The sequence below is a fragment of the Streptomyces sp. NPDC037401 genome (assembly GCF_055602345.1).
In genome coordinates, this window is sequence record NZ_JBVJWO010000013.1 from 1 (window position 1) to 23,741 (window position 23,741).

The window sequence follows — 23,741 nt, forward strand, 5'->3', positions numbered from 1 at the left end:
CCCCCCCCCCCCCCCCCCCCACCCCCCCCCCCCCCCCCCCCCCCCCCCCCCCCCCCCCCCCCCCCCCCCCCCCCCCCCCCCCCCCCCCCCCCCCCGGCCCGTTTCCGCCGACGCCTCCGGGCGGGCGCTTTCCGGCCGACCTGACGGAGTCCGGGAGGGAAGTGGCGGGACGGCGCCCGCGGCAGGGAGGGTTCCGGTGTGTCCCGGGGGACGCCTGTCCAGGGGAGGGCGAGGTGTGCTCCCGGGGCGCGCCGGTTCCGGAGCGGTCCCATAAGCGCCCCGGGCCGGAGCGGGAGCGACGGCGCCCGTCGGGCACAGGGGGCCCGCCGGGCCCGTACTCGCGCCGGGCGGGGCAGACTGGGGCCATGTCCATTCACGAGAACCTCCTCGGGGGTCCTGCCCCGACCCACCTCCCCGACGACCCGGAGCCCCGCGAGCTGCTCGCCGCCGGCACCGACCCGGCCGAGGTGGCCGCGAAGTACCCGACGTCCTCGCTCGCCTGGGCCCGCCTCGCGGACGACGCCTTCGAGGGCGGCCGCGCCGTCGAGTCGTACGCCTACGCCCGTACGGGCTACCACCGCGGCCTGGACGCCCTGCGCCGCGCCGGGTGGAAGGGCCACGGCCCGGTGCCGTGGGAGCACGAGCCGAACCGCGGCTTCCTGCGCGCCCTGCACGCGCTGGCCCGCGCCGCCCAGGCGATCGGCGAGCAGGCCGAGTACGAGCGCTGCTCCACCTTCCTGCGGGACTCCTCGCAGACGGCGGCCGACACCCTCGGCTGACCGCGACCGACCTGCAACCGCCCCGCGGTTGACCTGCGCGAAAGCGTGATCCGCACCTCCGCAGTGAACCGCGGAGGTGCGGATTCCCTCTTTCCACCCGTACGGACCGGCAACGAGCCGGTGGTGAGCCGGTGGTGAGCCGGTGGCGAAGGGGGCGGGCGCGTGGGGAAACGCGGGCTGAAACGCGGTGCGGGACGCGGCACGGGTGCGAGACCGGGCCGGACCCGGCTGACCCCCCGCGGCAAGGGAGCCCTCGGCCTCGGCGTGCTGCTCGTCGCCGCCGGCGCCCTGTACGGCGCGCGGGGTGGTGAGGCACCTGCTACCGCGCCCTCCGCGGCCCGTCTCGGCGGCCACCAGGAGGCCTCCGAGGCCCCGGAGGAGGACCCGGACGGCGCAGGCAAGCCGGCCGCCTCCGAGACGCCGCGCGTCAAGCCCGACCGGGCCGCCCGGTCGGCCGTGCCCCGCAGGGGCCCCGGCACCTTCACCGGCGCCCGTGCGGCCGGCGGCCCCACCGGCACCGGGAAGCTGCGCCGCTACGCCGTCGAGGTCGAGGACGAGTCCGGCGTGGACCCGGACCGGGCGGCCTCCGAAATCCGCCGCATCCTCGCCCACCCGCAGAGCTGGGCCGCGCACGGCCGGGCGAGTTTCCAGCTGGTCGACACCCGGCCGGACTTCACCATCAAGATCGCCACCCCGGACACCGCCGACCGGCTCTGCGCCGCCGAGAACATGGACACCGGGGGCGAGCTGAACTGCGAGACGTCGTTCGGCGTGGTCGTGAACCTCAAGCGGTGGATCACGGGATCGCCGCGCTTCGACGGCCCGCCGGCCGAGTACCGGCACCTGATCGTCAACCACGAGGTCGGCCACGAGATCGGCCTGCGCACCCACCTCGGCTGCTCCGGCCCCGGCCGCCCCGCACCCGCGATGATGCAGCAGATCAAGGGCCTGGACGGCTGCCGCTCCAACGCCTGGCCGTACGACGCCGACGGCCGCTACATCGACGGTCCCCAGGCGCCGTAACAGGGCAATGTGCCCCAGATCACTCTAGAGCCGGTCCAGGGGTGCCGGTCTATGATGCCAACAGGGGACCGGAGCTCCATTGCCTGCAGGAAAGGGGCGGACCGCTACCCGGAAGTTCGTGTCGAGGAGACAGCGATGTCTAACGCCCTTGATGCCTCCGGAGCCGGTTCGGACACCCCGAATCTCGACTTCGCGGGCACCACGCCCTACGAGGACTACGTCCAGGCGGACGTTCTCACCCACCTCCAGCACCCCCTCTCGGACGATCCCGGAGAGATGGTCTTCCTGGTCACGACCCAGGTCATGGAGCTGTGGTTCACCGTCATCGTGCACGAATGGGAGACCGCGGCCCGCGCCCTGCGCGAGGACCGGCTCACCGTCGCGATGGACGCGCTGAAACGATCCACCTATGAGCTGGAGTCCCTGAACGCCTCCTGGCGCCCGCTGGCCCAGCTCACCCCCGCGCAGTTCAACGCCTACCGCAGCGCCCTCGGCGAGGGATCCGGCTTCCAGTCCGCGATGTACCGCCGGATGGAGTTCCTGCTGGGCGAGAAGTCCGCGTCCATGCTCGTCCCGCACCGCGGCGCCCCGCGCGTGCACGCCGAGCTGGAGAAGGCGCTGTCCGAGCCCAGCCTGTACGACGAGGTGCTGCGGCTGCTGGCCCGCCGCGGCCTGCCCGTACCGGCGGCCGTCCTGGACCGCGACCTGTCGCAGAAGTACGAGCCCTCCGCCGAGATCGAGGCCGTCTGGGCCGAGCTCTACGCCGGGGACGACCAGCACGGCGAGCTGATCCGGCTCGCCGAGGCGCTGACGGACGTCGGCGAACTGGTCTGGCGCTGGCGCAACGACCACCTGGTCGCCACCCGCCGCGCGATGGGCTCCAAGGTCGGCACCGGCGGCTCGGCCGGCGTGGCCTGGCTCGAGAAGCGCGCCACCAAGAACGTCTTCCCCGAGCTGTGGACGGCGCGCAGCCATGTCTGAGACCTCCGCGACCCCCCTTTCCATACGCGCCGCCGCACTCGACGCGGCCGATGAACTCGGCAAGCTCCGCGACCGGTTCACCCTCCCCGACGGGGTCGTCTACCTCGACGGGAACTCCCTCGGCGCGCTGCCCGCCGCCGTGCCCGGCCGGCTCGCCGACGTGGTGTCCCGCGAGTGGGGCGAGCTGCTCATCCGCTCCTGGGACGAGAGCGGCTGGTGGACCGCGCCCGAGCGGATCGGCGACCTCATCGCCCCGCTGGTCGGCGCCGCCCCGGGCCGGATCGTGGTCGGGGACTCCACCAGCGTGAACCTCTTCAAGGCCCTGGTCGGCGCGGCCCGCCTCGCCGGACCCGGGCGCACCGAACTCCTCGTGGACGCGACGACGTTCCCCACCGACGGGTACATCGCCGAGTCCGCGGCCCGGCTCACCGGTCTGACCCTGGTCCCCGTGGCACCGGCCGAGCTGCCGCGGGCGCTGACCGAGCGCACCGCGCTCGCCCTGGTCAACCACGTGGACTACAAGTCCGGGCGGCTGCACGACCTGCCCGCGCTGACCGCCGCCGCGCACGCGGCCGGTGCGCTGATCGTCTGGGACCTGTGCCACAGCGCGGGCGCCCTGCCGGTCGGCCTGGACGAGCACGGGGTGGACCTCGCCGTCGGGTGCACGTACAAGTACCTGAACGGCGGGCCGGGTTCGCCCGCGTACCTCTACATCGCCGAACGCCACCAGGGTGCCTTCGACTCCCCGCTGCCCGGCTGGAACTCGCACGCCGAGCCGTTCGCGATGACCCCCGGCTACGTGCCCGCCGAGGGCGCGGTCCGCGGCCGGGTCGGCACCCCGGACATCCTGTCGATGCTCGCCCTGGAAGCGGCGCTCGAGGTCTGGGACGGCGTGTCCGTCGAGGCCGTGCGGGCCAAGTCGCTGGCCCTGACCGACTTCTTCCTGGAGTGCGTGGACGAGTACGTGCCGCGCGGCCGGGTGGAGGCGGTCACCCCGCTCGCACACGCGGAGCGCGGCAGCCAGGTCTCGCTGCGCGCCGAGGACGCGGCGGAGAAGATGCGCCGGCTGATCGCCATGGGCGTGATCGGGGACTTCCGCAGTCCGGACGTGCTGCGTTTCGGCTTCACCCCGCTGTACGTGGGATTCGCCGATGCGGAGCGTGCGGCGCGGATGCTGGGTCACGTTTCCGGGTGACCGTTGCGGTACCCCCGGAGTAACGTCTCGCCCCCGGGCGCGGGCGGGAGCCAGGCTCCTCCCGCGCCCGGGGTGCAGCAAGAACACCCCTCCCGCGCCTGGTACGGTCCCGCTGCCCGGATCATGTGTCGCCGCATCACGAGAGGTTGAGCCGCATGTCGGACCCCGCAGTGGAACGGGATGCGGCCGAGGCCGCATCGGCCTTCTCGCACCCGCCCGTCGCGCCTGACGCCACCGGCGCGTACGGGGCGCACCCCGACCAGGTCGTGGACTTCTTCGTGCCCCGCGAGGGCGCGGCTGCCGGTGCCGCTCCGGCTGCTGCGGCCGGCAGCGCTCCGCTGGTCGTCGTGCTGCACGGCGGGGCCTGGCGCGCCCCGTACGACCGGCAGTACATGAGCCCGTTCGCGGACTTCCTGGCCCGCCGCGGGTTCGCCGTGGCGAACGTCGAGTACCGGCGCGGGAGTCCGGTGCCGCACCAGGGCGCCGACGGGCCGGTCGCGGGCCGCTGGCCGGAGACCTTCGACGACGTCGCCGCGGCTTTCGACGCCCTGCCCGCCCTGGTCGCCGCGCACCTCCCGCAGGCCGACGTGCGCCGCACGGTGGTCACCGGGCACTCGGCCGGAGGTCACCTCGCGCTGTGGGCCGCCGCCCGCCACGTCCTGCCCGCCGGGTCGCCGTGGCGGCTCCCCGAGCCCCCGCCGCTGCGGGGCGTGGTCTCGCTGGCGCCGATCTCCGACTTCACGGTGGCGGAAGAACTCGGTGTGTGCGGGGGCGCGTCGATGCAACTGCTCGGCGGCGACGCGCATTTCGCCGAACGCCTGCCGTTCGCCGACCCGGCGGCGCTGCTGCCCACCGGCATCGCCACCACCGTGGTCCACGGCCGGACGGACATCGTCGTCCCGTACCGCGTCGCCGAGGCGTACGTCGAAGCCGCCGCGAAGGCGGGCGAGACCGTGGGGCTGACCGTCCTCGACGAGGTGGGCCACTTCCCGCTGGTCGACCCGTCAGCCGACGCCTGCGCCGTCGTGGTCGAGGAGATCAGCCAGCTCGCCTGGTGAGCCGTGTACGCCGTCGTCCTCCGGGAGGGCGCGGCCCGCCCGGCGGTGAGCGCGGACCACGAACAGCACGGCGACGCCCGAGCACACCGCAAGCGCGCCGCCGCCCGCGTCGTAGAAGGCGTCCCAGGCCAGCGTCATGACGGTGGTGGCGAGGAACGAAACCACCACCGCGAGACCGACGATCTTTCGCTTCATGCCCGGTACGACAACCGGCAGGACCACAAGGTTGTACGGCCGGAGCGCCTGAGCCGGGCGCGCCCCGCGGCGTCCGCGGACGTTCGGCAACCGCTTGCCATCCGGTCACCCGTATGCCGTAACCTGCGCTCACGGCCGCGCCGGTTGCCCCCTGCCCGTTGCGGCCGGTGGTGCCCCGTGAGCGGCGGCCGAGTGATCTCACCCGCCGCATCCGGCGGGTTCTTCAGGGGGGTAACCACATCGTGCGTACGCGCACCGTCTCTGCCGCGACCACCCTCGCGGTCCTGTTCAGCTCCGCCGTGCTCGCGGCCGGACCGGCCGCGGCCGACTCCCGCGCCGACGTCCCCGTCAGCCAGCTCAGCGACACCGCCGTGGACGGCGTCCACCAGCGGCTCTTCCTCGGTGACGCAGGCACCGGCAAGATCGTCGTCACCGACTACGCCGGCAAGGTGCTCGGCACGATCGGGGGCCTGCCGCAGGTCTCCGACCTCGCGCTCAGCACCGACTCCGCCACCCTCTACGCCGCCGTCCGCGGCGCCGACAAGATCGTCGCCGTGGACACCGCCACGCTCAAGGTGACCGCGGAGTACCCGACCGGCACCCGCTCCGAGCCGTTCCAGGTCGCGGTCGGCGAGGGCAACCGCATCTGGTTCAGCTTCGGCGACCAGTGGGACTCCGGGCTGGGCTCGATCGACACGACCGTGTCCGGCGCGCCCGTGATCACCACGTACGACGACGAGGCGGCCGGGCACAACTTCGCCACGCCGCCGCTGCTGCGCACCGACCCGAAGGCGCCCGGCAAGCTCGTCGCCCTCGACCACGGCATCAGCTCCGGCCCGGTCGTCGTGTACGACACCACCGGCGCGGCCCCCGCCATCAGCGCCAAGGACGACAAGGGCACGTTCTTCTACGACGCGGACTTCACCCCCGACGGCGCGAACATCGTCGTGGCGAGTTCGTACCGGGGACCGGTCGAGTACCGGCTCTCCGACCTGAAGCAGGTCGCCTCCTACCCGATGGAGGAGGAGCCGAGCAGCGTCTCCGTCGCGCCCGACGGCACCGTCGCGGCCGGCTCGCGCGGCTTCCAGGACACGCCCGACCTGGCCGTCTTCACCCAGGGGCCGGGCAAGGCCGCCAGCCTCCGCACGCTCCCGTACCAGGGCGGCGTGGCCCGCCGCGGACTGGTCTGGTCCGGGGACGGCAGCCTGCTCTTCGCGGTGAACGACTCGTGGGGCCAGCCGACCACCCCGGTGACCGTGGTCGCCAACCCGCGCCAGTACGTCACCAAGGCCACCCTGACCGGTCCGGCCAAGGCGACCCGCGGCGCCGCGCTCACCCTGAACGGCACCGTCTCCGCGAGCCTGCCGCTGCCGGCCGGGACCCCGGTGACGGTCACCCGGACCGACGCCGAGTCCCCGAAGGGCAAGGCGCTGGCCCCGGTGAGGGTCGACGCCAAGGGCAGGTTCACCGTCAAGGACACCCCGCCGGCCGGCGGCAAGGTCACGTACAAGGCCGCCTACGCCGGCGACGCCACGTACGCGCCGACCGCCGCCTCGCTGCCGGTGGAGGTGTCGCGGGCCGCTTCCACGCTGACGCTCGACCGGAACAACCAGACCTTCGCGTACGGCGCGGACGTCGTCTTCACCGCGCACCTCGGCAAGACGTACAAGAACCGCACGGTGGAGATCTGGGCGGATCCGTTCGGCGGCGACAAGCCGGACAAGCTGGTCCGCAAGGGCGTGGTGGACGCGCGGGGCAACCTGTCCGTCAAGCTGGACCTGGTCCGGGACACCGCCGTGGTCGCGAAGTTCGCCGGCGACGCGCGGTACGCGCCGAAGACCGCGAAGGTGACGGCGTACACGAAGGTCCGGGTCGCCACCTCGCTGAGCAAGTACTACAAGACCGCCAAGATCGGCCAGGTGTCGTACCGCTGGTTCCGCAAGACGACGGCGCCGGTGGCCACCAGCACGATGACCTACTTCCCGGGGCGCAAGGCACGCTTCGAGCTGGAGGTCTACTTCAACGGGCGCTGGTACCCGTCGAGCCCGGGGTTCTTCAAGCTCGGCACGAACGGCAAGGTGTCCGTGAACCTCGGCGCGCCGGGCGAGTCGGGCATCCGGGCGCGCGTCCGCACGGCGTACGTCAACAACGACTCGGGTGACTACGTGAACTCCACGACGATCTCGTCCTGGCAGTACATGTACTTCACCAACTGACACACCGGAGGGGCGGGGCGCGCCGGGTCGGCGTGCTCCACCCCTCGGGTGTCGACCGGATCAGCCTCAGATGAAGGAGTTGATCTGGATGGTCTCGGTGCGGCCGGGGCCGACGCCGATCGCGGAGATCGGGGCGCCCGACATCTCCTCCAGGGCCTTCACGTACGCCTGCGCGTTCTTCGGCAGGTCGGAGAAGGTCTGCGCCTTGGTGATGTCCTCGGACCAGCCCGGCAGGGTTTCGTAGATCGGCTTCGCGTGGTGGAAGTCGCTCTGCGAGTACGGGAGCTCCTCGACGCGCTTGCCGTCGATCTCGTACGCGACGCACACCGGGATCTCCTCCCAGCCGGTCAGCACGTCCAGCTTGGTGAGGAAGAAGTCGGTCAGGCCGTTCACACGGGTGGCGTAGCGCGCGATGGGCGCGTCGAACCAGCCGCAGCGGCGGTCACGGCCGGTGGTGACACCGCGCTCGCCGCCGATGCGGCGCAGCGCCTCGCCGTCCTCGTCGAAGAGCTCCGTCGGGAACGGGCCGGCGCCGACGCGGGTCGTGTACGCCTTCAGGATGCCGATCACGCGGGAGATCTTCGTGGGGCCCACGCCGGTGCCGGTGCAGGCGCCGCCCGCGGTCGGGTTCGAGGAGGTCACGAAGGGGTACGTGCCGTGGTCGACGTCGAGCAGGGTGCCCTGGCCGCCCTCGAACAGCACGACCTTGTCCTCGTCGAGCGCGTTGTTGAGGATCAGCGTGGTGTCGGCGACGAAGGGCTTGATCTGCTCGGCGTACTGGAGCATCTCGTCGACGATCTGCGCCGGGTCGATCGCACGGCGGTTGTACAGCTTCGCGAGGAGCTGGTTCTTGCCCTCCAGCGCCGCTTCGACCTTCTGGGTGAGGATCGACTCGTCGTACAGGTCCTGGACCCGGATGCCGACGCGGTTGATCTTGTCGGCATAGGTCGGGCCGATGCCGCGGCCCGTGGTGCCGATCTTGCGCTTGCCGAGGAAGCGCTCGCCGACCTTGTCGAGGGTGACGTTGTACGGCGTGATCAGGTGCGCGTTGCCGCTCAGGAGCAGCTTGGAGGTGTCGACCCCGCGCTCGTTGAGTCCGCGCAGCTCGGAGAGCAGGACGGCCGGGTCGACGACGACGCCGTTGCCGATGACCGGCGTGCACTCAGGGGTGAGGATTCCGGAAGGGAGAAGGTGCAGCGCATACTTCTGGTCGCCGACGACGACCGTATGGCCGGCGTTGTTGCCGCCCTGGTAGCGCACCACGTAGTCGACGGAGCCACCGAGGAGGTCGGTGGCCTTTCCCTTGCCCTCGTCACCCCACTGGGCTCCGAGCAGCACAAGAGCGGGCACAGGCGTACACCTCTTCCGGATGGGGCATGTCCAAGGTCAGGGGGCGTACGACGATGTACACCGCAGGCTGAGCCGTCGGACCGGGTGCCCCGGAATAGACGAAGCCCCTGGCGCAATAGCGCAAGGGGCTCTTGCACAAAGATGCTACCCGAGGAAGGACCGAGGTGTCGGCTCCAGAGCCCACCATGAGCCACGCGGGCGCGGCGGAGGCCGCCCTGCTCGTGCTCGTCGACCCGGTCGCCCGCCGTCTTGACGGCGAGTCCGTGCGGATCGCGAAGGATGTGTTGTCAGCGGGGGCCGAGGCGAAGATCTGCCTCCCGGACTCGCCGGAGGAATTCGCGCGGGCTCTTGCCCGCCGGGGTCATCGGCGGCCGGTGATCGTGGGCGCCGACAAGGCGCTCGTACGGGCGGTGGGCCTGCTGCACCGCGAGCGGGAGCTGTCCGGCGGGGCGCTGTCGCTGGTCCCCGTGGGTGCGCTGAGCCAGCTGGCACTGGCGCGCTCGCTGGGCGTGCCGACGGGCGCGGTGGCGGCCGCGCGGGTGGTGCTGGACGGTGTGGTCCGGCCGTACGACCTGCTGGTCGACGACAGTGACGGCGTGGTGCTCGGGGGGCTGCGGATCCAGCCGCCGGCGGCCCCTGCGCCCCGGCGGGGCGGGGTGCGGGCGGGCATCGGGCCGGGTGGCGGTGTGGTTCCGGGTGCGGCGGGGGCTTCGGTGTGGAGCGCCTGCCGGTCACTCGTACGCACGCTGGTCAGGCCGCCGGTGGGGCCGGGCGTGGCGCCGGTCGGCAGGGCGGCGCACCGGTTGCGGATCGAGGCCGACGGGGTGCTCCTCAGCGACGTGGACGAGCCGGTGCGTGACGTGTCGGTGTTCTCGCGGGGCGGCCGGGCCGAGGTGGTCGTCCGTACGGGCGGCTCGGCGGCGCCGGTGACGGCGCGGGCCCTGTCGGTGACGGTGTCGGGCTCCGACTTCCGCTACCGGGCCGACGACCACCTCACGGGCCCGGTCAGGCGGCGTACGTGGACCCTGCTTCCCTCGGCGTGGGGGCTGACCGTACCCAGATAGGGAGTGGTGGGGGGGCATGGCGAGAGTCATGGCACGGGCACGGGCGCGGGGGCGCGGGCGGGGGCGCTGGACGCACTGGGTGGGGATCCACCGGTGGGTGGTGCTCCTGGGGGCCGGGCTGATCTTCTTCGCCGCCGATTCGGCGGTGGGGGACGTGCCGCGCAAGGCCCGCGTGGACCTGACGCAGGTGCGCAGGCTGGAGGGCGGCGGCTGCGTGGTCGCGTGGACCGACCCGTGGGACGGCAGCCGCCGCACGGGCCGGTTCGCGTGCACGGACAGGGCCTCGGTGTCCTGGTACCCGCCGTGGCGCGACAACCTCTACGAGCCGGGCGGGGGTCCGCTGCCGGTGGCCCTGGCTGCGGCGTTCGGCGGCTTCGCCGGGACGGTCCTGATCTGCACCGGGCTGGTGATGGGGATCCGCCGCCACGCGGGCTCCTGAGCCCGCGGCCGGGGGCGGCGGGCGGGCGGGGCCGGGTCAGCAGGCGACGAGGAGCTCGCGCAGGCCGCGGATCACATAGCCCTCCTGCCACTGCGGTTCGCGGACCAGGCGCAGGGGCGGTACGTCCGGCGCGAGCAGGGCGCCGAAGGAGGCCGCCAGCTCCAGGCGGGCCAGCGGGGCGCCCAGGCAGTAGTGGATCCCGGCGCCGAAGGTGATGTGCGGGTTGTCGGTGCGCATGAGGTCCAGCTCGTCCGGGCGGGCGAACCGGGCCGGGTCGCGGTTGGCTGATCCGAACAGCAGCGCGACCTCGCTGCCCCGCGGGATGACGGTCCCGCCCACTTCGATGTCGTCGAGCACCCACCGCTCGAACATCTGGAGCGGGGTGTCGTAGCGCATCAGTTCTTCCACAGCTGTGGACAACATTTCGCCGGGCGCCGCCCGCAGGGCCGCGAGCTGCTGTGGATGGCGGAACAGCGTCCACCAGCCGTTGGCCGTGGTGTTCACCGTGGCCTCGTGGCCGGCGTTGAGCAGCAGCACGCAGGTCGACACCATCTCCTGCTCGCTCAGCCGGCCCTCGTCGTCGTGGGCGGCGATGAGGGCGGAGATCAGGTCCTCTCCGGGGTCCCGGCGGCGCTGGGCGATCAGGCCGCGCAGGTAGGCGTCGAACTCCACGCTGGCCCGCACCGCCCGCGCGGCCGTCTCGTCGTCCGGCTTCAGCTCGAACATCCCGCAGATATCCGCCGACCAGGGCCGCAGCAGGCCGCGGTCGCCCTCCGGCACCCCGAGCAGCTCGGCGATCACCCCGACGGGCAGCGGCTCGGCCACCGCCCTCACCAGGTCCCCGCCGCCGTCCGCGACGAGCCGTCCGGTCAGCTCCCCGGCCATCCGCCGCACTGCCGGTGCCAGCCGCTCCACCGTCCGCGGGGTGAAGGCCTTGGCGACCAGCCGCCGCACCCGCCCGTGGTCCGGCTCCTCCAGGTCGAGCAGGCCGTTCGCATTGAGCACGTGGAACGGCTCGTGCTCCGGCGGCGGCGGAGTCCTCCCGAACTCCTCGTGGCCGAAGCGGTGCAGGTACGTCCGCCCCAGCCGCCGGTCGCGCAGCAGCGCGCTGACGTCGTCGTAGTGCGGGACCAGCCACTGCCCGGTGGCCTCGCACCACAGAGCCCGTCCACGCGCCCGCAGCTCCCGGTACGCGGGGTACGGGTCCGCGACGAACGCAGCCGACCAGGGATCGAAACGAACGCCATCGTCCATGCCGCCGACGCTAGCCGACCGGGGCCTCCGCCGACCGGCTGTCCGGCAGGAGTGTCAGGCCGGGGGGCAGGCGGGGGTGTCAGGCCGGGGTGTCAGGCGGGGGTCACCAGGCGGGCCTCGTAGGCGAAGACGGCCGCCTGAGTGCGGTCCCGCAGGCCGAGCTTGACCAGGATGCGGCTCACATGGGTCTTGATCGTGGATTCGGCGATGACCAGCCGGTCGGCTATCTCGGCGTTGGACAGCCCCTGGGCGATCAGTACCAGCACCTCCGTCTCCCGCTCGGTCAGTTCCGCCACCGACACCCGGTCCGCCGGCCGCGGCGCCTCCGACAACTTCGAGAACTCCGAGATCAGCCGCTTGGTGACCGACGGCGCGAGCAGGGCATCGCCCGACGCCACCACGCGGACGCCGTCGGCGAGCTGCCGTGCCGAGGCGTCCTTCAGCAGGAAGCCCGACGCCCCCGCGCGCAGCGCCTGGTAGACGTACTCGTCGAGGTCGAAGGTCGTCAGCACGAGCACCTTCGCGTCACCGTCGGCCGCGACGATCTCGCGCGTGGCCTCCAGCCCGTTCATCACCGGCATCCGGATGTCCATCAGGACCACGTCCGGACGGAGCGCGGCCACCTTGGCGATGGCCTCGCGGCCGTCGACCGCCTCGCCGACGACCTCGATGTCCGGCATGGCGCCCAGCAGCACCGAGAAGCCCTCGCGGACCATCATCTGGTCGTCCACGATCAGAACCCTGACCGTCATGCTGCGTCCTCGGCCCCGGCCCCGGCCGCCGTGCGCACGGGTATGAACACCGCTACCTCGTACCCGCCGTCCGCCGTCGGTCCGGTCGTCATCTCGCCCTCCAGCATTGCCACGCGCTCCCGCATCCCCGTGATGCCGTGCCCGGCCCCGGGCGAGGGTCGCACCTCGCCCGTCGGAGGGTCGTTGTGGATCCGCAGCCCCAGCCCGCCCAGAACGTACGACACCTCGACCCCCGCCCCCGCACCGGGTGCGTGCCGCAGGGTGTTGCTGAGGGCCTCCTGAATGATCCGGTACGCCGACAGCTCGACCCCCTGCGGCAGCTCCCGCACGGAGCCCGTCACGGTCTTCTCCACCGGCAGCCCCGCCTCGCGGACGTTGGCCAGGAGCCCGTCCAGGGCGGCCAGCGTCGGCTGGGGGGCTTCCGGGGCCTCGTAGTCCGCGGACCGTACGACCCCCAGCACCCGGCGCAGCTCGGTCAGCGCCGCGACGGCGTTCTCCCGGATGGTCGCGAACGCCGCCTCCAGCTCCGGCGGGGTGTTCTCCACGCGGTAGGGCGCAGCCTCGGCCTGGATCGCCACCACCGACATGTGGTGGGCCACCACGTCGTGCAGCTCCCGCGCGATGGTCGTCCGCTCCTCCAGCAGGGTCCGCTTGTCCCGCTCGACGGCCGTGACCTCCTGCTGTGCGGTGACCTCCTGCTCGGCCTCCCGCCGGATGTGCACGACCGCCACCGCCAGCAGCGCCACCCCGGACATGAAGACCATGGGGACGATGTTCGCGGCCGAGCCGCGGTTGGCGAAGACGTTCAGGCACATGCCGAGCAGCAGCGTCAGCACCCACATCCAGGCCGCGACGCGGCGGTTCGTACGCATCGCCACGACGACCATCACGGACAGGTGGGCGAAGAAGGTCGCGGGCGCCCACGGCCAGTCCCAGCCGCCGGGGGTGAGCACGGCCAGCACGGTGGTGACGCCGACCGACAGCCACCAGGCCCCCACCGGGCGGACCAGGGTGGTGGTCACCGCGGCTGCCGGCAGCAGTCCGGTCATGGCCCAGCCGAGGGGTCCCAGGTCGTACCCCCCGAAGGCGTAAGCCATGAGCAGCGTCACCGCGGCCGCCCCGATCACCACGGTGTGCGGGGCCCACGCCACGTACGGACGTATCCGCTTCGGGAGCATGCGGGTCAGCGGTCCGTCGGTGGACATCTGACGCAGCGGCCGGTAGGCGAAGCAGTCGGTCGCCATGTCGGCGCGGAAGCTCCCGAGGAGGTTCGCTGCGATGCGGACCTCCGGAGGCTGCGTGGGCTGGGTCCGGGTCCCCCCGGGGGTCGTCTGGGTCACGTACAGAACCGTAGGCGCCCCGCACCGTCGTCCGCGTCGCCGCTGAGCGGGATCCTGCGGGGTCCCTCTCAAGTACTACGAGGGTGGGGCAGGTCAGTAGCCGGACGGACGGACCAGGCCCGTTTCGTACGCGAAGACCGCTGCCTGCGTGCGGTCGCGCAGCCCGAGCTTGACCAGGATCCGGCCCACATGGGTCTTCACCGTCTGCTCGGCCACCACCAGCTGCGCCGCGATCTCCGCGTTGGACAGCCCCTGGGCGATCAGCGCCAGCACCTCCGTCTCCCGCTCGGTCAGCTCGCCGACCCGGTCCTTGAGCGGCCCGCGGGGCGTGCCCATCCGGGAGAACTCGGTGATCAGCCGCTTGGTGATGTTCGGGGACAGCAGTGCCTCCCCGGCCGCGACGACGCGGACCGCTTCGGCGAGCTGGTCCGCGGAGGCGTCCTTCAGCAGGAAGCCGGAGGCGCCGGCGCGCAGTGCTTCGTACACGTACTCGTCGAGGTCGAAGGTCGTCAGGACGAGCACCTTGACCGCGGTGTCCGGGGCGGCGGTGATGGTGGCCGTGGCCTCGATGCCGCCGACGCCCGGCATGCGGATGTCCATCAGCACGACGTCGGGGAGCAGCTCGGCGACCTTCGTGATGGCGTCGGCACCGTCGACGGCCTGGCCGACGACCTCGATGTCGGGCTGGGCGTTGAGCAGGACGGTGAAGCCCTGGCGGACCATCATCTGGTCGTCGGCGATCATCACCCGGATCGGAGCGGGGGAAGCGGTGGTCATGCGTCCTTCTTCGGGTCGGTGGAGGAGCCGGGCGACTCCGTGGGCAGGACGGCCGTGACTTCGTAACCGCCGCCGGGGCGCGGCCCGGCGGCCAGCTCGCCTCCCAGCATGCCCGCCCGCTCGCGCATGCCGAGCAGCCCGTGCCCGGTGCCGGGCGAGGCCGGCGCGGCCCGGGTGGGGGCGGTGTTGGCCACGCACAGGTGCAGGTCCCGCGGGCCGTAGGCGATGCCGACCTCCACCTGGGAACCGGGCGCGTGGCGCAGGCAGTTGCTGAGGGCCTCCTGCACGATCCGATACGCCGTGAGCTCGACGCCGGGAGTCAGCGGCCGCCGGATGCCCGCGAGCTCGGTGGTGACGGTCAGCCCCGCGCTGCGGACGTTCTCCACCAGGGAGTCGAGGTCGGCGAGGGTCGGCTGCGGGTGGTGGGGGTTCGCCGGGTCGCCGGGGTCCTCCGAGCGCAACACGCCGAGGACGCGGCGCAGTTCGGTCAGCGCCTCCAGGGCGTTCTCCCGGATGCCGGCGAGGTTCTCCTTGAGCTCGTCGGAGGGGTTCTCCACGAGGTGCGGGGCGACCTGCGCCTGGATGGAGATCACCGACATGTGGTGGGCGACCACGTCGTGCAGCTCCCGCGCGATCCGGCTGCGCTCCTCCAGCAGCGTCCGCCGGGCCCGCTCCTCCTCGGTGAACATTTCCTGTTCGTGCAGCTTGCCGCTGGCGACGCGGACGCCGCGCAGGGCGTACCCGATCAGGGCCGCGGCGCCGAACAGGACGGCGACCTGGATGCCGCTGGCAGAGCTGTTCTCGGGGAAGTACAGGCTCTCGAGCACGATGGTGACCAGCAGGCTGACGCCGACCAGCGTCAGGGTCACCCGTGGCGGGACCCGGAGTGCGGCCAGCAGCAGCACGGCCGCGAAGGCGAACATCCCGGCCGGGGTCCACATCCAGTTCTGTCCCTGGCCGACTTCGTCGTGGATGACGAAGGCGGTCGCGATGGCCGTCCCGAGGGCGAGCCAGTACGCGGCGACCGGCCGGAACATGGCGAACAGGACGGACAGCCCGGTCAGGACGCACAGCAGCAGCGCCACGTCCCCGGGGGTGTCGTAGTGGTCGCGGAGGTTGGTGTGCGTCAGACCGCCGAACATGTACGCGCCCAACACGACCACCACGTGCGGCAGCCGGGCCAGCCACTTGGGCTTGCGCATGCGGGGCAGCGGGTCGCGCCGGATCGTGAAGAGCTCGGAGGCCAGGCCCGCCAGCGCGCGACGCGCCTTGTGCACGCGTTCGGCCCGGGTCCCGGGTCCGGCTGCCGCGACGCTGATCTTCCGCTCGTTCACAGGGGTCAGCCTAGGCATGGGTGATCTCCTTGCGGGCCGCCACCCGTGGGCGGCGGGCCGGGGCGGCCTGCCGGCGGGGACGCCTGTCCTGTTCGTACGTCCGGAACGCTGTCCAGCAGACGGCCAGGGCAAGGGCGAACAGGGGCAGCCACAGCAGCCGGGCGGCTATCCAGGCCGGGCTGTCGGGCACGCTGTGCAGGCCGGGCAGGTCGGTGCCGAGCAGCAGGCCCAGGGCGGTGACGGCCATCATCGCGGTCTGGTGCCAGAGGAAGACCGTCATGGCGGACAGGTTCAGCAGTGCCACCGACGCCCAGGCCAGGGGGCGCCGCATGAGCCGGGCGAGCGGCTCGCGCATCAGCAGCGCCAGCCCACACTGGGCCAGTCCGAAGGTGACGGCGGCCAGCGTCGGCGGGTTCAGGTTGGATATCCCGGCGCCGGGGACGCCCACCATCGAGGCCGGATACCCGGCCCACACCACCAGCGCGGCGCAGGCGGCCGCCCCGCCCGCTGCCAGCAGCGCGGCGGGGGCGCGGCGGGCGAAGACCCCGCGGGCCCACGCGGCGCCCATGCAGTACGGGACCAGCCAGCCCGCGGCGACGTTCGCCCAGCCCAGCCACTCGGGGCCGCCGAGGCCGAACCGGGCCGCGTCGACGGCCGCGACCACGGCCAGCGGCCACACCGGGTGCATCCGGGCCACCAGCGGGGTGGCCACGGTCAGCACGGCGAACACCAGCAGGAACCAAAGCGGGGACAGGACCAGGCGGACGAGCGTGCGGACGGTGTCCGGGCCGACCCCTCCGGCCAGCATCGCGCCCGCCGCCACCGCCCACAGGGCGAGGACGGCCGCGACCGGACGGAACAGCCGGCCCAGCCGGGCCCCTGCCCACTGCCGGTAGCCGATCCCGCGGGCCCGGGCGGTGGCGTACCCCTTGGCGGCGACGTGCCCGCCGACGAGGAAGAACACGGCCAGGGTCTGGAACACCCAGGAGACAGGGGCCAGCCAGGGCATCTCCGCGAGCGGGCTGGCTGCGCGCAGTACGCCGTCCCGGGTGGTCAGCGCGGTCACCAGCCAGTGGCCGAGGACAACGCCGCCTGTCGCCAGGGCCCGCAGGGCGTCCAGGGAACGGTCACGGCTGACGGGGGTCGCCGCGTCGACGCGGGCGGCGAGGGCGTGCAGCTTACGCATGGGAGTCCTCCGGAGCCGGAGCCGGAGCCGGAGTCCGGCCGACGGCGATGCGGGTGAGGCTGTCGAGCGCTGCGGAGCCCGGTTTCAGGTAGTCGCTGTGGCCGCCGGATCCCGCAGCGAAGACGCGGGCGCCGAAGGCCGGGTCCACCGGATCGGTGCCGAAGCCGATCGCCGCGCCGGGCAGTTCGAGACGGGTGTGCGGCACGTGCGCGATCCAGTCCGAGGCGCCCCGGCCCGCCCAGACCCGGGCGGTGCCCGGCAGGTCGTCCGCGGTCTGCGCGCCGGTGCCGGGGCTGCCGAACAGGGCGACGTCGGTCACGGCGGGCCCGGTGTCGGTGCGTGCGCAGACCACCGAGCCGTACGAATGGCACATGAGGGAGAGCCCCGCGCGGGGGTTCATCGCGTGCAGCTGCTCGATGAACGGGCCCAGCCGGTCGGCGCCTTGGTCCGCGCGCGCCGTCGTGAGCACGGCGGGGCTGACCGTGCCGGGGGTTTCGTACCCCAGCCAGGCGACCACGGCGCTGCGCGGGTGCTCGGCCTTCATGCGCTGCTCGAGGGCGAGCGCCCCGGCCCGGAACCGGCCGTACGTGTCGAGGGTGGTGTCGGAACCGGGGACCAGGACGGCGATCCTGTCGGCCGAACCGAGGTCTCCGAGCACCTCGACGGCACGGCCGGAGCCGCGCCCGTCGAACGCCAGGAACTGGGCCCCGCCGGAGGCCATTTCGCGCAGCTTCCGGGCACGCGTGGTCCGGCCCGCCTCCGCGGCCATCCGGGCCGCCTCCTGGAGGTTGGCGCCGTTCGCCGCGTACCGCTCGGGGGCGCTCGCGGCCGCCGCGAACCGCACCGGCTCCGGCGCGGGCGCCGAGGGCAGTGCGGCGGCGGTCACCGGGAAGGCGACGGCACCGGCCACGAGCACGGCCAGTGCGGTGCGGCGGAGTCGGGCGGGGCGGCGGGTCATGGGTGGCCCTTCGGTTCCGGGAGGCAGCGCTTCTGCCTGGCACCGAAGTTATGAATCCGCGACCGTGGTCGGCGTCCCGCTGCGGAGCTGCCTTTCCGCGTAGCTCTCAGGTACTACGGGTCTGCCCCGACGCCCCCGTGTGCGAGGCTCGGAGCATGTACGTACGGGACGGTGGAGGGCAGGACGTCGAGGCCGTAGCGCGGCTGCACGCCGACAGTTGGCGGGTGGCGTACGCCGGGATCATGCCGGGCTGGTTTCTCGACGGGGACGTCCACGGCGGCCGGCTCGCCGTGTGGCGCGAGCGGCTGGACGAGGCGCGGCCACCGGTGCCGGGCGCCCGCCTGTTCCTCGCGGAGGAGCACCCTCAAGAGGGGCCCGGGCCGGGCATCGTGGGCTTCGCGTACGTCGTGCCCACGCCCGACGGCCGACTGCTCCTCGACAACCTGCACGCGCGCCCCGGCCGCACCGGCGCCGGAACCGGCCGCCTCTTGATGCAGCACCTCCGCACCTGGGCCGCCGCCGAACACCCCGCCCGCCGCCTCTACGTCGAGGTCCTCTCCGCCAACACCCGCGCCGTCGCCTTCTACGAGCGCGAGGGCGCCCGCCGCACCGACGAACGGCCCTGCCGCTTCCCCGAGGGCTTCGAGCTGCCGGAGTACGAGTACTCCTGGCCGGAGCCCCCCGCCGCCACCGCCCTCGCCCCCAGCCCGAGCTAGGGCTCTAGGGAGCGGCGGTCGCGATCCGGATGCCGAAGCCGATCAGGACGACGCCCGTCACCCGGTCCAGCCAGCGCCGGACCGGCGGGCGGGACAGGAGGCGTCCGGCGCGCGCCAGCAGGCAGACGTAGCCGCCGAGCCACAGCAGGGTCAGGGCCACGTGCAGGAGGACCAGTACGGCCAGGCCAGCCGTGTGGGAGAGGTCGGCCGGGGCGAGGGTGGGGAGCATGGCCGCGTAGAAGACGGCGATCTTGGGGTTGAGGAGGTTCGCGGTCAGCCCGACCCTGAAGGCCCCGACCCTGAAGGCCCCGGCCCTGAAAGCCTGCACCCGCAAGGCACCGCCCCCCGCGGCCCGGTCGCGTTCCCGGCCCGGCTCGCCGTCGCCGTCGCCGTCGCCGCCACCGGTGCTCGCGCGCAGTGACTGGACGCCCAGCCACAGCAGGTACCCGGCCCCCACCAGCTTCACCGCCGTGTACACCCCCGGCGACGCGGCCAGCAGTGCCGACAGGCCCGCCGCCGTCAGCGTGCCCCAGACCAGCAGCCCGGCCGCGATCCCGGCCACCGTCCGCAGTCCGTCCGCGCGCCCGCCCGACACCGCGCGCCGCGTGACCACGGCCATGTCCGGCCCGGGTGCGATCGTCAGCAGTCCCAGGACCGCGGCCGCCCCCGCCATCTGCGTCAGCATGGCGCTCAGTGTGCCAGCACGCTCCGGCCGGACGGTCCGGACGGTCCGGACGGTCCGGACGGTCCGGACGGTCCGGACGGTCCGGACGGTCAGGACGGTCAGGATTTCGTGTAGACGACCGGGGTCTTGCCGCTGTCGACCAGTTCCCGTTCCAGGGAGCCGTCGGGCCGCAGCGTCAGCCGGCTCCACTGGCCCGGTGAGCAGTGCGCGGGGTCGCCGGACATGACCGCGGACGGTTCCAGCTCCACGGGCGGTCCCGCCGAGCGCAGGGCGGCGGACCAGGTGCAGTGGTAGTCCGTGCCGCTGCCGGTCAGGGTCATCACGGTGTCGCCGGGTTCGCCCTCGGTGAGGGTGATCTGCCAGGCGCCGGCGGCGCTGGTCCAGGTGCCGAGGTACTCACCGGGGATGCCGGAGCCGGTCGCGGAGGGAGACCCAGCGGAGGCGGACGGCGGCTCCGGGGAGCCCTGCGTACCCGTGCTCGTACCCGCGTCCGTGCCCGGCTTGTCGTCGGTGCCGCCGGTCAGGGTGGGGACCGCCCCGCGGCGCTCGCCGCCGGGGTCACCGGCCGACTTCATGAACGCGTAGACCGACCCGCCCGCCACCAGGGCCACCACGATCGCGATGGCCACCAGGAGCACGCTGGAGACGGCGCGGCGCGGCGCCTCGTCGTAGACCGGGGGAGGCCCGTACCCGTACGGCGGATAGGCCGGCGGGGTCACCACGGGCGCGGACTCCGGCGCCGGGCCGTGCACCGGCCCCGGAGCCGCGAACGGCCCATGCCCCGCAACCGGCCCCGGAGGCCCCGCAACCTGCCCAGGAAGGGTGACCGGAACCGGCGGACCCGCAACAGGCCCCGGCGGCCCGGCAACCGGCCCCGCAACAGGCCCCGGAGGCGGCGGCGTCGGCGCGACCAGCGTCGCCGGACCCGAGTCCTCGCGGTCCAGCAGCTCCACCGCGTGCCGCCCCAACTGCGCCACCAGCGCAGCAGGCAGCCAGGGTTCCAACGCCTTGCCGTCCGCGACGGTGTCCCCCGCGCCGACCCGGGCGAGGACCTCCGCCGGAGTCGGCCGGTCCGCCGGGTTCTTGTGCAGGCAGGCGCGTACGAGGTCACGTACGGACGCCGGGATCCGCGACAGGTCCGGCTCCGCCCCGGCGATCCGCAGCAGCAGCGCGGCCGTTCCGCCCTGGCTGTCCGCGTCGCCGAAGGGCAGCACCCCGCCCGCCGCGTAGGCCAGCACCGAGCCGAGGCAGAAGACGTCGCAGGCGGCCGTGACCGGTTCGCCGCGCAGCTGCTCGGGGGCCATGAAGCCGGGGGAGCCGATGAGTTCGCCGGTGCGGGTGTGGGACTGTGCCTGGCCGTCGCCTTCGCCTTCGAGGGCCCGCGCGATGCCGAAGTCGATGACGCGCGGTCCGTCCAGCGTGACGAGGACGTTCGAGGGCTTGAGGTCGCGGTGGATCAGCCCGGCGGCGTGGATGTCCTGGAGGGCGTAGGCGAGGCCCGCGGCCAGGATGCGGACGGAGCGCTCCGGGAGCGGGCCGTAGCTGTTCGCGACGACGGTCTGCAGGCTCGGGCCCGCGACGTAGCCGGTGGCCAGCCAGGGGACGGCGGCTTCGGTGTCGGCGTCCAGGACGGGCGCGGTCCACTCGCCGCCCACGCGCCGGGCGGCGGCGACCTCCTGCCGGAACCTCGCCCGGAACTCCGGGCGTTGGGCCAGGTCCTGCCGGACGAGTTTCACGGCGACGGTGCGGCCGCGCGCGGACCGCGCCAGGAACACCTGGCCCATGCCGCCCGCCCCGAGCCGGGCGAGGAGGCGGTACGCGCCGATGTGCTGCGGGTCGCCGGGTGTGAGCTGCTCCATGGCCGCGAGGACCCTCCCCCTATGACAGGCCGGACAGGCCGGACAGGCCGGACAGGCCGGACAGGCCTTACAGGCCGAACGGGGCCGAGAATAGACCGGGCGGGGCGCCTCCGCCGACCGATGCGCCCGCGAGAACGATGATGCCCACGGAGAGCGGGGTCAACCGGCGGCCTTCCCGTCACAGTTCACTGACGCTCGGGCGGCCCTGACGGTTCTACGCCTCCCGCTCCAGCCCGTCGAGGACCGTGCTCAGGCGCTCCAGGACCCGCGCCGTCTCCGCGAAGCCCTCCTCGCCCAGGGCCGCGGCCAGCCGCTCCGCCAGGGCGGCGTGGCCCGGGCCGACGCGCGCCACGGCGGCGCGGCCCTCGTCCGTCGGGCGGAGGAGCTTCGCCCGGCGGTGTGCCGGGTTGGGGGCGTACTCCGCGAGGCCCTTCTCCACCAGGATGTCCGCGACGCGCTGGACGCTCTGGCGGGTGATGCCCATGGCGCGGGCGATGCCGGCCACGGGCAGGGGCTCGCGCAGTACGGCGCCCAGGACCTGCCACCAGGTCGCCGTGAGGCCGGCCGGGCGGGCCAGTTCCTCGGAGACCGAGAGGAACTGGCCGTTGAGCCGGAAGACGCCGAGCGCGGTACGGCTCAGCAGGTCCTGGTGCTTACGGTCAGGCATCGCGACCGCCCTCACCGTCAGCGCCGCCGTCGTGAGCACCGGCGCCGTCAGCACCGCCGTCGGCGCCGCCGTCAGCTCCGCCACCGGCTCCACCGGCTCCACCGGCTCCACCGCGCTCTTCCGCGGCGGCCAGGATCTCGTACGCGCTCGCGTCGGAGCGTGCGAAGAGCCGGTACCAGGCGTCCAGGACCCCGCCCTCGTACACGCCCAGCCGCGCGAAGACCTCGCGGGCGAAGGCGACGGGCTCGGTGGGCCCCGCGGTGATCAGGTCGCCGGCCGTGACGGCGTCCGCGTCGACGTACCGCCCGCCGCCCGCGTATCCGGTGGCGGCCAGGTAGAAGGGCGCGGCGCTGGTGTGCGGGCGGTCGTCGAGCAGGCCCTCCCGGGCCAGTCCCGCGGTTGCTCCGCAGATGGCCGCGACCGGCACGCCGGCGTCGAGGAACGCGCGTGCGGTACGGGCGAAGGGGGCCAGGTCGTCCCCGGTGTCCCAGGCGTCGGCGCCGGTGAGGATCAGCAGCGCCGAGTCCTCGGGGCGCAGGTCCTCGAGGGCCAGGTCGGGCTGGATGCGGACGCCGCCCATGGTGGTGACGGGCTTGTCGGCCGCGAGGGCGACCGTGCGGACCTCGTAACCGTGCTGGGTGAGGTGGGCGGTGGTGTGGCCCGTCTCCCAGTCGGCGTACGTGTCGTACACGGCCAGGTGGACGGTCTTGCGCGGGGCCTGACCGGTCGTGGTCGCGTTCATCGTCGTCGCCTCCGTCGTCATCGCCTCATTGCTATGACAGAAGCCTGTCATGACGACAGCATGCTGTCAATGGAGGCCTCGACCGTACCGACCGCGCCTCTGTCACGCGCTCGTGACATGGACCGGACGATTCACGAACTCAAGATCAATAACGTTCTTCCTGTAGCCAGCCCGCATCCAGGAGCCCTCAATGCGTACCGCCATCAGCGCCACCGTCGCCGCCACCGCCCTGCTCGGCGCCGTCGCCGTCCCCGCCACCGCCTTCGCGGCCCAGGCGGCCCCGGCCCCGGCGGCCCCCTCCTCCGTGGTGATCGCCGAGAACTGCGTGAAGAGCAAGGTCGTCCCGTCCGTCTTCGGCGGCCTGACGGTGAAGCTGACGAACAGCGCCCACACGGGCGCGAAGGCCCAGATGCGCAACGAGCAGGGCAAGGTCATCTACACGGTCGACCAGAACAAGCCGACCGACCTCGCCGTCGGCATGCGGATCAAGGGCGTCCTCTCCCTGAAGCCGGTCTTCCAGCACCGCACCCAGGGCGGCGACACCCCGTGGGCCTCCGTGGCCTTCCCGAAGCTCCCCAAGGACTGCACCGTGGCCGGGCGCCTCGCCTCCACGAAGAAGGCCGGCGTCCTCACCGTCAAGACCTACAAGGCCGGCCGCTTCGACTTCCGCGCCCAGGTCTTCAACGGCTCCAAGCGCGTCGGCTTCCTGAGCCCGGGGGCGGACCGCTACCAGGACGTCCGCAAGGTCGGCGACCGCTACGTCCGCCTCGACGCCGCCGGCGGCGTCCACAGCTGGACCGGCACCACCACCGCCTCCGCCAAGCTCGGCATCTACAAGACGTCGGGCGGCACCCTGATCAAGCTGAGCAAGAAGAACGGCCTCTACGGCGTGCGGATGACCAGCCACGGCCAGTGGGACAAGACGACCTACTACGCCAAGGGCAAGTCCGCGATCCTCCAGGACGACAACACCGTCGTGGTCCTGAACGCGAACGGCACCATCGGGAACTACATCCACGGCGTGCGCAAGCAGACCGTCCCGGCCTACATCGGCCGCTGACCGTCCAGCTCACGACGAGGGGGGGGGGGGGGGGGGGGGGGGGGGGGGGGGGGGGGGGGAGGTGGGTGGGGGGGGGGGAGGGGGGGGGGGGGGGGGGGGGGGGTGGGTCGA

The 23,741-nt window shown here is 73.4% G+C and carries 22 protein-coding genes and 1 pseudogene; 10 read left to right on the forward strand and 13 right to left on the reverse strand.

Going from position 1 to position 23,741, the window contains the following annotated elements; genetic code table 11:
* Nucleotides 1-365: 365 nt before the first annotated feature.
* From ACZ7H1_RS15575 to ACZ7H1_RS15595, 5 genes are all read left to right on the forward strand, one after another.
* A complete protein-coding gene (locus ACZ7H1_RS15575) occupies nt 366-779 on the forward strand; it encodes a DUF3151 domain-containing protein (RefSeq protein WP_470787010.1) in 414 nt (137 codons plus the stop codon).
* A gap of 162 nt (nt 780-941) precedes the next feature.
* Complete coding sequence (locus ACZ7H1_RS15580) at nt 942-1,802, forward strand: DUF3152 domain-containing protein (protein ID WP_470787011.1); 861 nt, start codon at nt 942-944, stop codon at nt 1,800-1,802.
* A gap of 135 nt (nt 1,803-1,937) precedes the next feature.
* Entirely contained in the window at nt 1,938-2,783 is an 846-nt protein-coding gene (locus tag ACZ7H1_RS15585) for a tryptophan 2,3-dioxygenase (protein WP_470787013.1), read from the forward strand.
* A complete protein-coding gene (gene kynU / locus ACZ7H1_RS15590; protein ID WP_470787014.1) occupies nt 2,776-3,978 on the forward strand; it encodes a kynureninase in 1,203 nt (400 codons plus the stop codon). The genes ACZ7H1_RS15585 and kynU overlap by 8 nt, the downstream gene beginning before the upstream one ends.
* Nucleotides 3,979-4,133: 155 nt before the next feature.
* Nucleotides 4,134-5,036, forward strand: coding sequence for an alpha/beta hydrolase family protein (locus tag ACZ7H1_RS15595; protein WP_470787016.1), 903 nt, complete (start codon nt 4,134-4,136; stop codon nt 5,034-5,036).
* Here ACZ7H1_RS15595 and ACZ7H1_RS15600 read toward each other — a convergent pair.
* Nucleotides 4,983-5,231: a hypothetical protein gene (locus ACZ7H1_RS15600; protein ID WP_470787018.1), complete on the reverse strand. Its 249-nt coding sequence runs from the start codon at nt 5,229-5,231 to the stop codon at nt 4,983-4,985. The genes ACZ7H1_RS15595 and ACZ7H1_RS15600 overlap by 54 nt on opposite strands.
* Before the next feature lie 242 nt (nt 5,232-5,473).
* On the opposite strand from ACZ7H1_RS15600, the gene ACZ7H1_RS15605 reads away from it, so the two are divergent.
* Nucleotides 5,474-7,447, forward strand: coding sequence for an Ig-like domain repeat protein (locus tag ACZ7H1_RS15605; RefSeq protein WP_470787019.1), 1,974 nt, complete (start codon nt 5,474-5,476; stop codon nt 7,445-7,447).
* A 66-nt stretch (nt 7,448-7,513) separates the two neighbouring features.
* On the opposite strand, the gene ACZ7H1_RS15610 is transcribed toward ACZ7H1_RS15605, so the two are convergent.
* Nucleotides 7,514-8,797: an adenylosuccinate synthase gene (locus ACZ7H1_RS15610; protein ID WP_470787020.1), complete on the reverse strand. Its 1,284-nt coding sequence runs from the start codon at nt 8,795-8,797 to the stop codon at nt 7,514-7,516.
* Nucleotides 8,798-8,961: 164 nt separating this feature from the next.
* Here ACZ7H1_RS15610 and ACZ7H1_RS15615 point away from each other — a divergent pair, with 164 nt between their 5' ends.
* Together ACZ7H1_RS15615 and ACZ7H1_RS15620 are read left to right on the forward strand one after the other, a co-directional pair.
* Entirely contained in the window at nt 8,962-9,861 is a 900-nt protein-coding gene (locus ACZ7H1_RS15615; protein WP_470787021.1) for a diacylglycerol kinase catalytic domain-containing protein, read from the forward strand.
* A gap of 16 nt (nt 9,862-9,877) precedes the next feature.
* On the forward strand, nt 9,878-10,300 hold the full coding sequence (locus ACZ7H1_RS15620; protein ID WP_470787022.1) for a hypothetical protein: 423 nt from the start codon (nt 9,878-9,880) through the stop codon (nt 10,298-10,300).
* Between the two features lie 36 nt (nt 10,301-10,336).
* Here the strand turns inward: ACZ7H1_RS15620 and ACZ7H1_RS15625 are convergent, their stop codons facing one another.
* The 7 genes from ACZ7H1_RS15625 to ACZ7H1_RS15655 all read right to left on the reverse strand — a co-directional run bounded on the left by ACZ7H1_RS15625 (nt 10,337) and on the right by ACZ7H1_RS15655 (nt 17,901).
* Complete coding sequence (locus tag ACZ7H1_RS15625) at nt 10,337-11,554, reverse strand: cytochrome P450 (RefSeq protein WP_470787024.1); 1,218 nt, start codon at nt 11,552-11,554, stop codon at nt 10,337-10,339.
* A gap of 92 nt (nt 11,555-11,646) precedes the next feature.
* A complete protein-coding gene (locus tag ACZ7H1_RS15630; protein WP_470787026.1) occupies nt 11,647-12,306 on the reverse strand; it encodes a response regulator in 660 nt (219 codons plus the stop codon).
* Nucleotides 12,303-13,646, reverse strand: coding sequence for a sensor histidine kinase (locus ACZ7H1_RS15635; RefSeq protein WP_470787027.1), 1,344 nt, complete (start codon nt 13,644-13,646; stop codon nt 12,303-12,305). The genes ACZ7H1_RS15630 and ACZ7H1_RS15635 overlap by 4 nt, the downstream gene beginning before the upstream one ends.
* Before the next feature lie 93 nt (nt 13,647-13,739).
* Nucleotides 13,740-14,423, reverse strand: coding sequence for a response regulator (locus ACZ7H1_RS15640; protein WP_470787028.1), 684 nt, complete (start codon nt 14,421-14,423; stop codon nt 13,740-13,742).
* Nucleotides 14,420-15,775, reverse strand: coding sequence for a sensor histidine kinase (locus tag ACZ7H1_RS15645; RefSeq protein ID WP_470787030.1), 1,356 nt, complete (start codon nt 15,773-15,775; stop codon nt 14,420-14,422). The genes ACZ7H1_RS15640 and ACZ7H1_RS15645 overlap by 4 nt, the downstream gene beginning before the upstream one ends.
* Complete coding sequence (locus tag ACZ7H1_RS15650) at nt 15,768-16,943, reverse strand: acyltransferase family protein (protein WP_470787032.1); 1,176 nt, start codon at nt 16,941-16,943, stop codon at nt 15,768-15,770. The genes ACZ7H1_RS15645 and ACZ7H1_RS15650 overlap by 8 nt, the downstream gene beginning before the upstream one ends.
* On the reverse strand, nt 16,936-17,901 hold the full coding sequence (locus ACZ7H1_RS15655) for an alpha/beta hydrolase (RefSeq protein WP_470787034.1): 966 nt from the start codon (nt 17,899-17,901) through the stop codon (nt 16,936-16,938). The genes ACZ7H1_RS15650 and ACZ7H1_RS15655 overlap by 8 nt, the downstream gene beginning before the upstream one ends.
* 155 nt (nt 17,902-18,056) lie before the next feature.
* Between ACZ7H1_RS15655 and ACZ7H1_RS15660 the strand changes: the two genes are divergently transcribed.
* The gene (locus ACZ7H1_RS15660) at nt 18,057-18,617 is read left to right on the forward strand and encodes a GNAT family N-acetyltransferase (RefSeq protein ID WP_470787035.1); all 561 of its coding nucleotides are present in this window, start codon (nt 18,057-18,059) and stop codon (nt 18,615-18,617) included.
* Between the two features lie 4 nt (nt 18,618-18,621).
* Here ACZ7H1_RS15660 and ACZ7H1_RS15665 read toward each other — a convergent pair whose 3' ends face one another.
* The 4 genes and pseudogenes from ACZ7H1_RS15665 to ACZ7H1_RS15680 all read right to left on the reverse strand — a co-directional run.
* On the reverse strand, nt 18,622-19,302 hold the full coding sequence (locus tag ACZ7H1_RS15665; RefSeq protein WP_470787036.1) for a LysE family translocator: 681 nt from the start codon (nt 19,300-19,302) through the stop codon (nt 18,622-18,624).
* 98 nt (nt 19,303-19,400) lie between these two features.
* A complete protein-coding gene (locus tag ACZ7H1_RS15670; RefSeq protein ID WP_470787037.1) occupies nt 19,401-21,161 on the reverse strand; it encodes a serine/threonine-protein kinase in 1,761 nt (586 codons plus the stop codon).
* A gap of 214 nt (nt 21,162-21,375) precedes the next feature.
* Nucleotides 21,376-21,828 carry a MarR family winged helix-turn-helix transcriptional regulator gene (locus ACZ7H1_RS15675; protein WP_470787038.1) on the reverse strand — a complete coding sequence of 151 codons (453 nt, stop codon included), beginning with the start codon at nt 21,826-21,828 and terminating at the stop codon, nt 21,376-21,378.
* Nucleotides 21,829-21,949: 121 nt separating this feature from the next.
* Nucleotides 21,950-22,570 (reverse strand): annotated as a pseudogene (locus ACZ7H1_RS15680) (DJ-1/PfpI family protein); the annotation flags it as partial.
* A 190-nt stretch (nt 22,571-22,760) separates the two neighbouring features.
* Here ACZ7H1_RS15680 and ACZ7H1_RS15685 point away from each other — a divergent pair.
* Nucleotides 22,761-23,630: a hypothetical protein gene (locus ACZ7H1_RS15685; protein ID WP_470787040.1), complete on the forward strand. Its 870-nt coding sequence runs from the start codon at nt 22,761-22,763 to the stop codon at nt 23,628-23,630.
* Nucleotides 23,631-23,741: the final 111 nt, after the last annotated feature.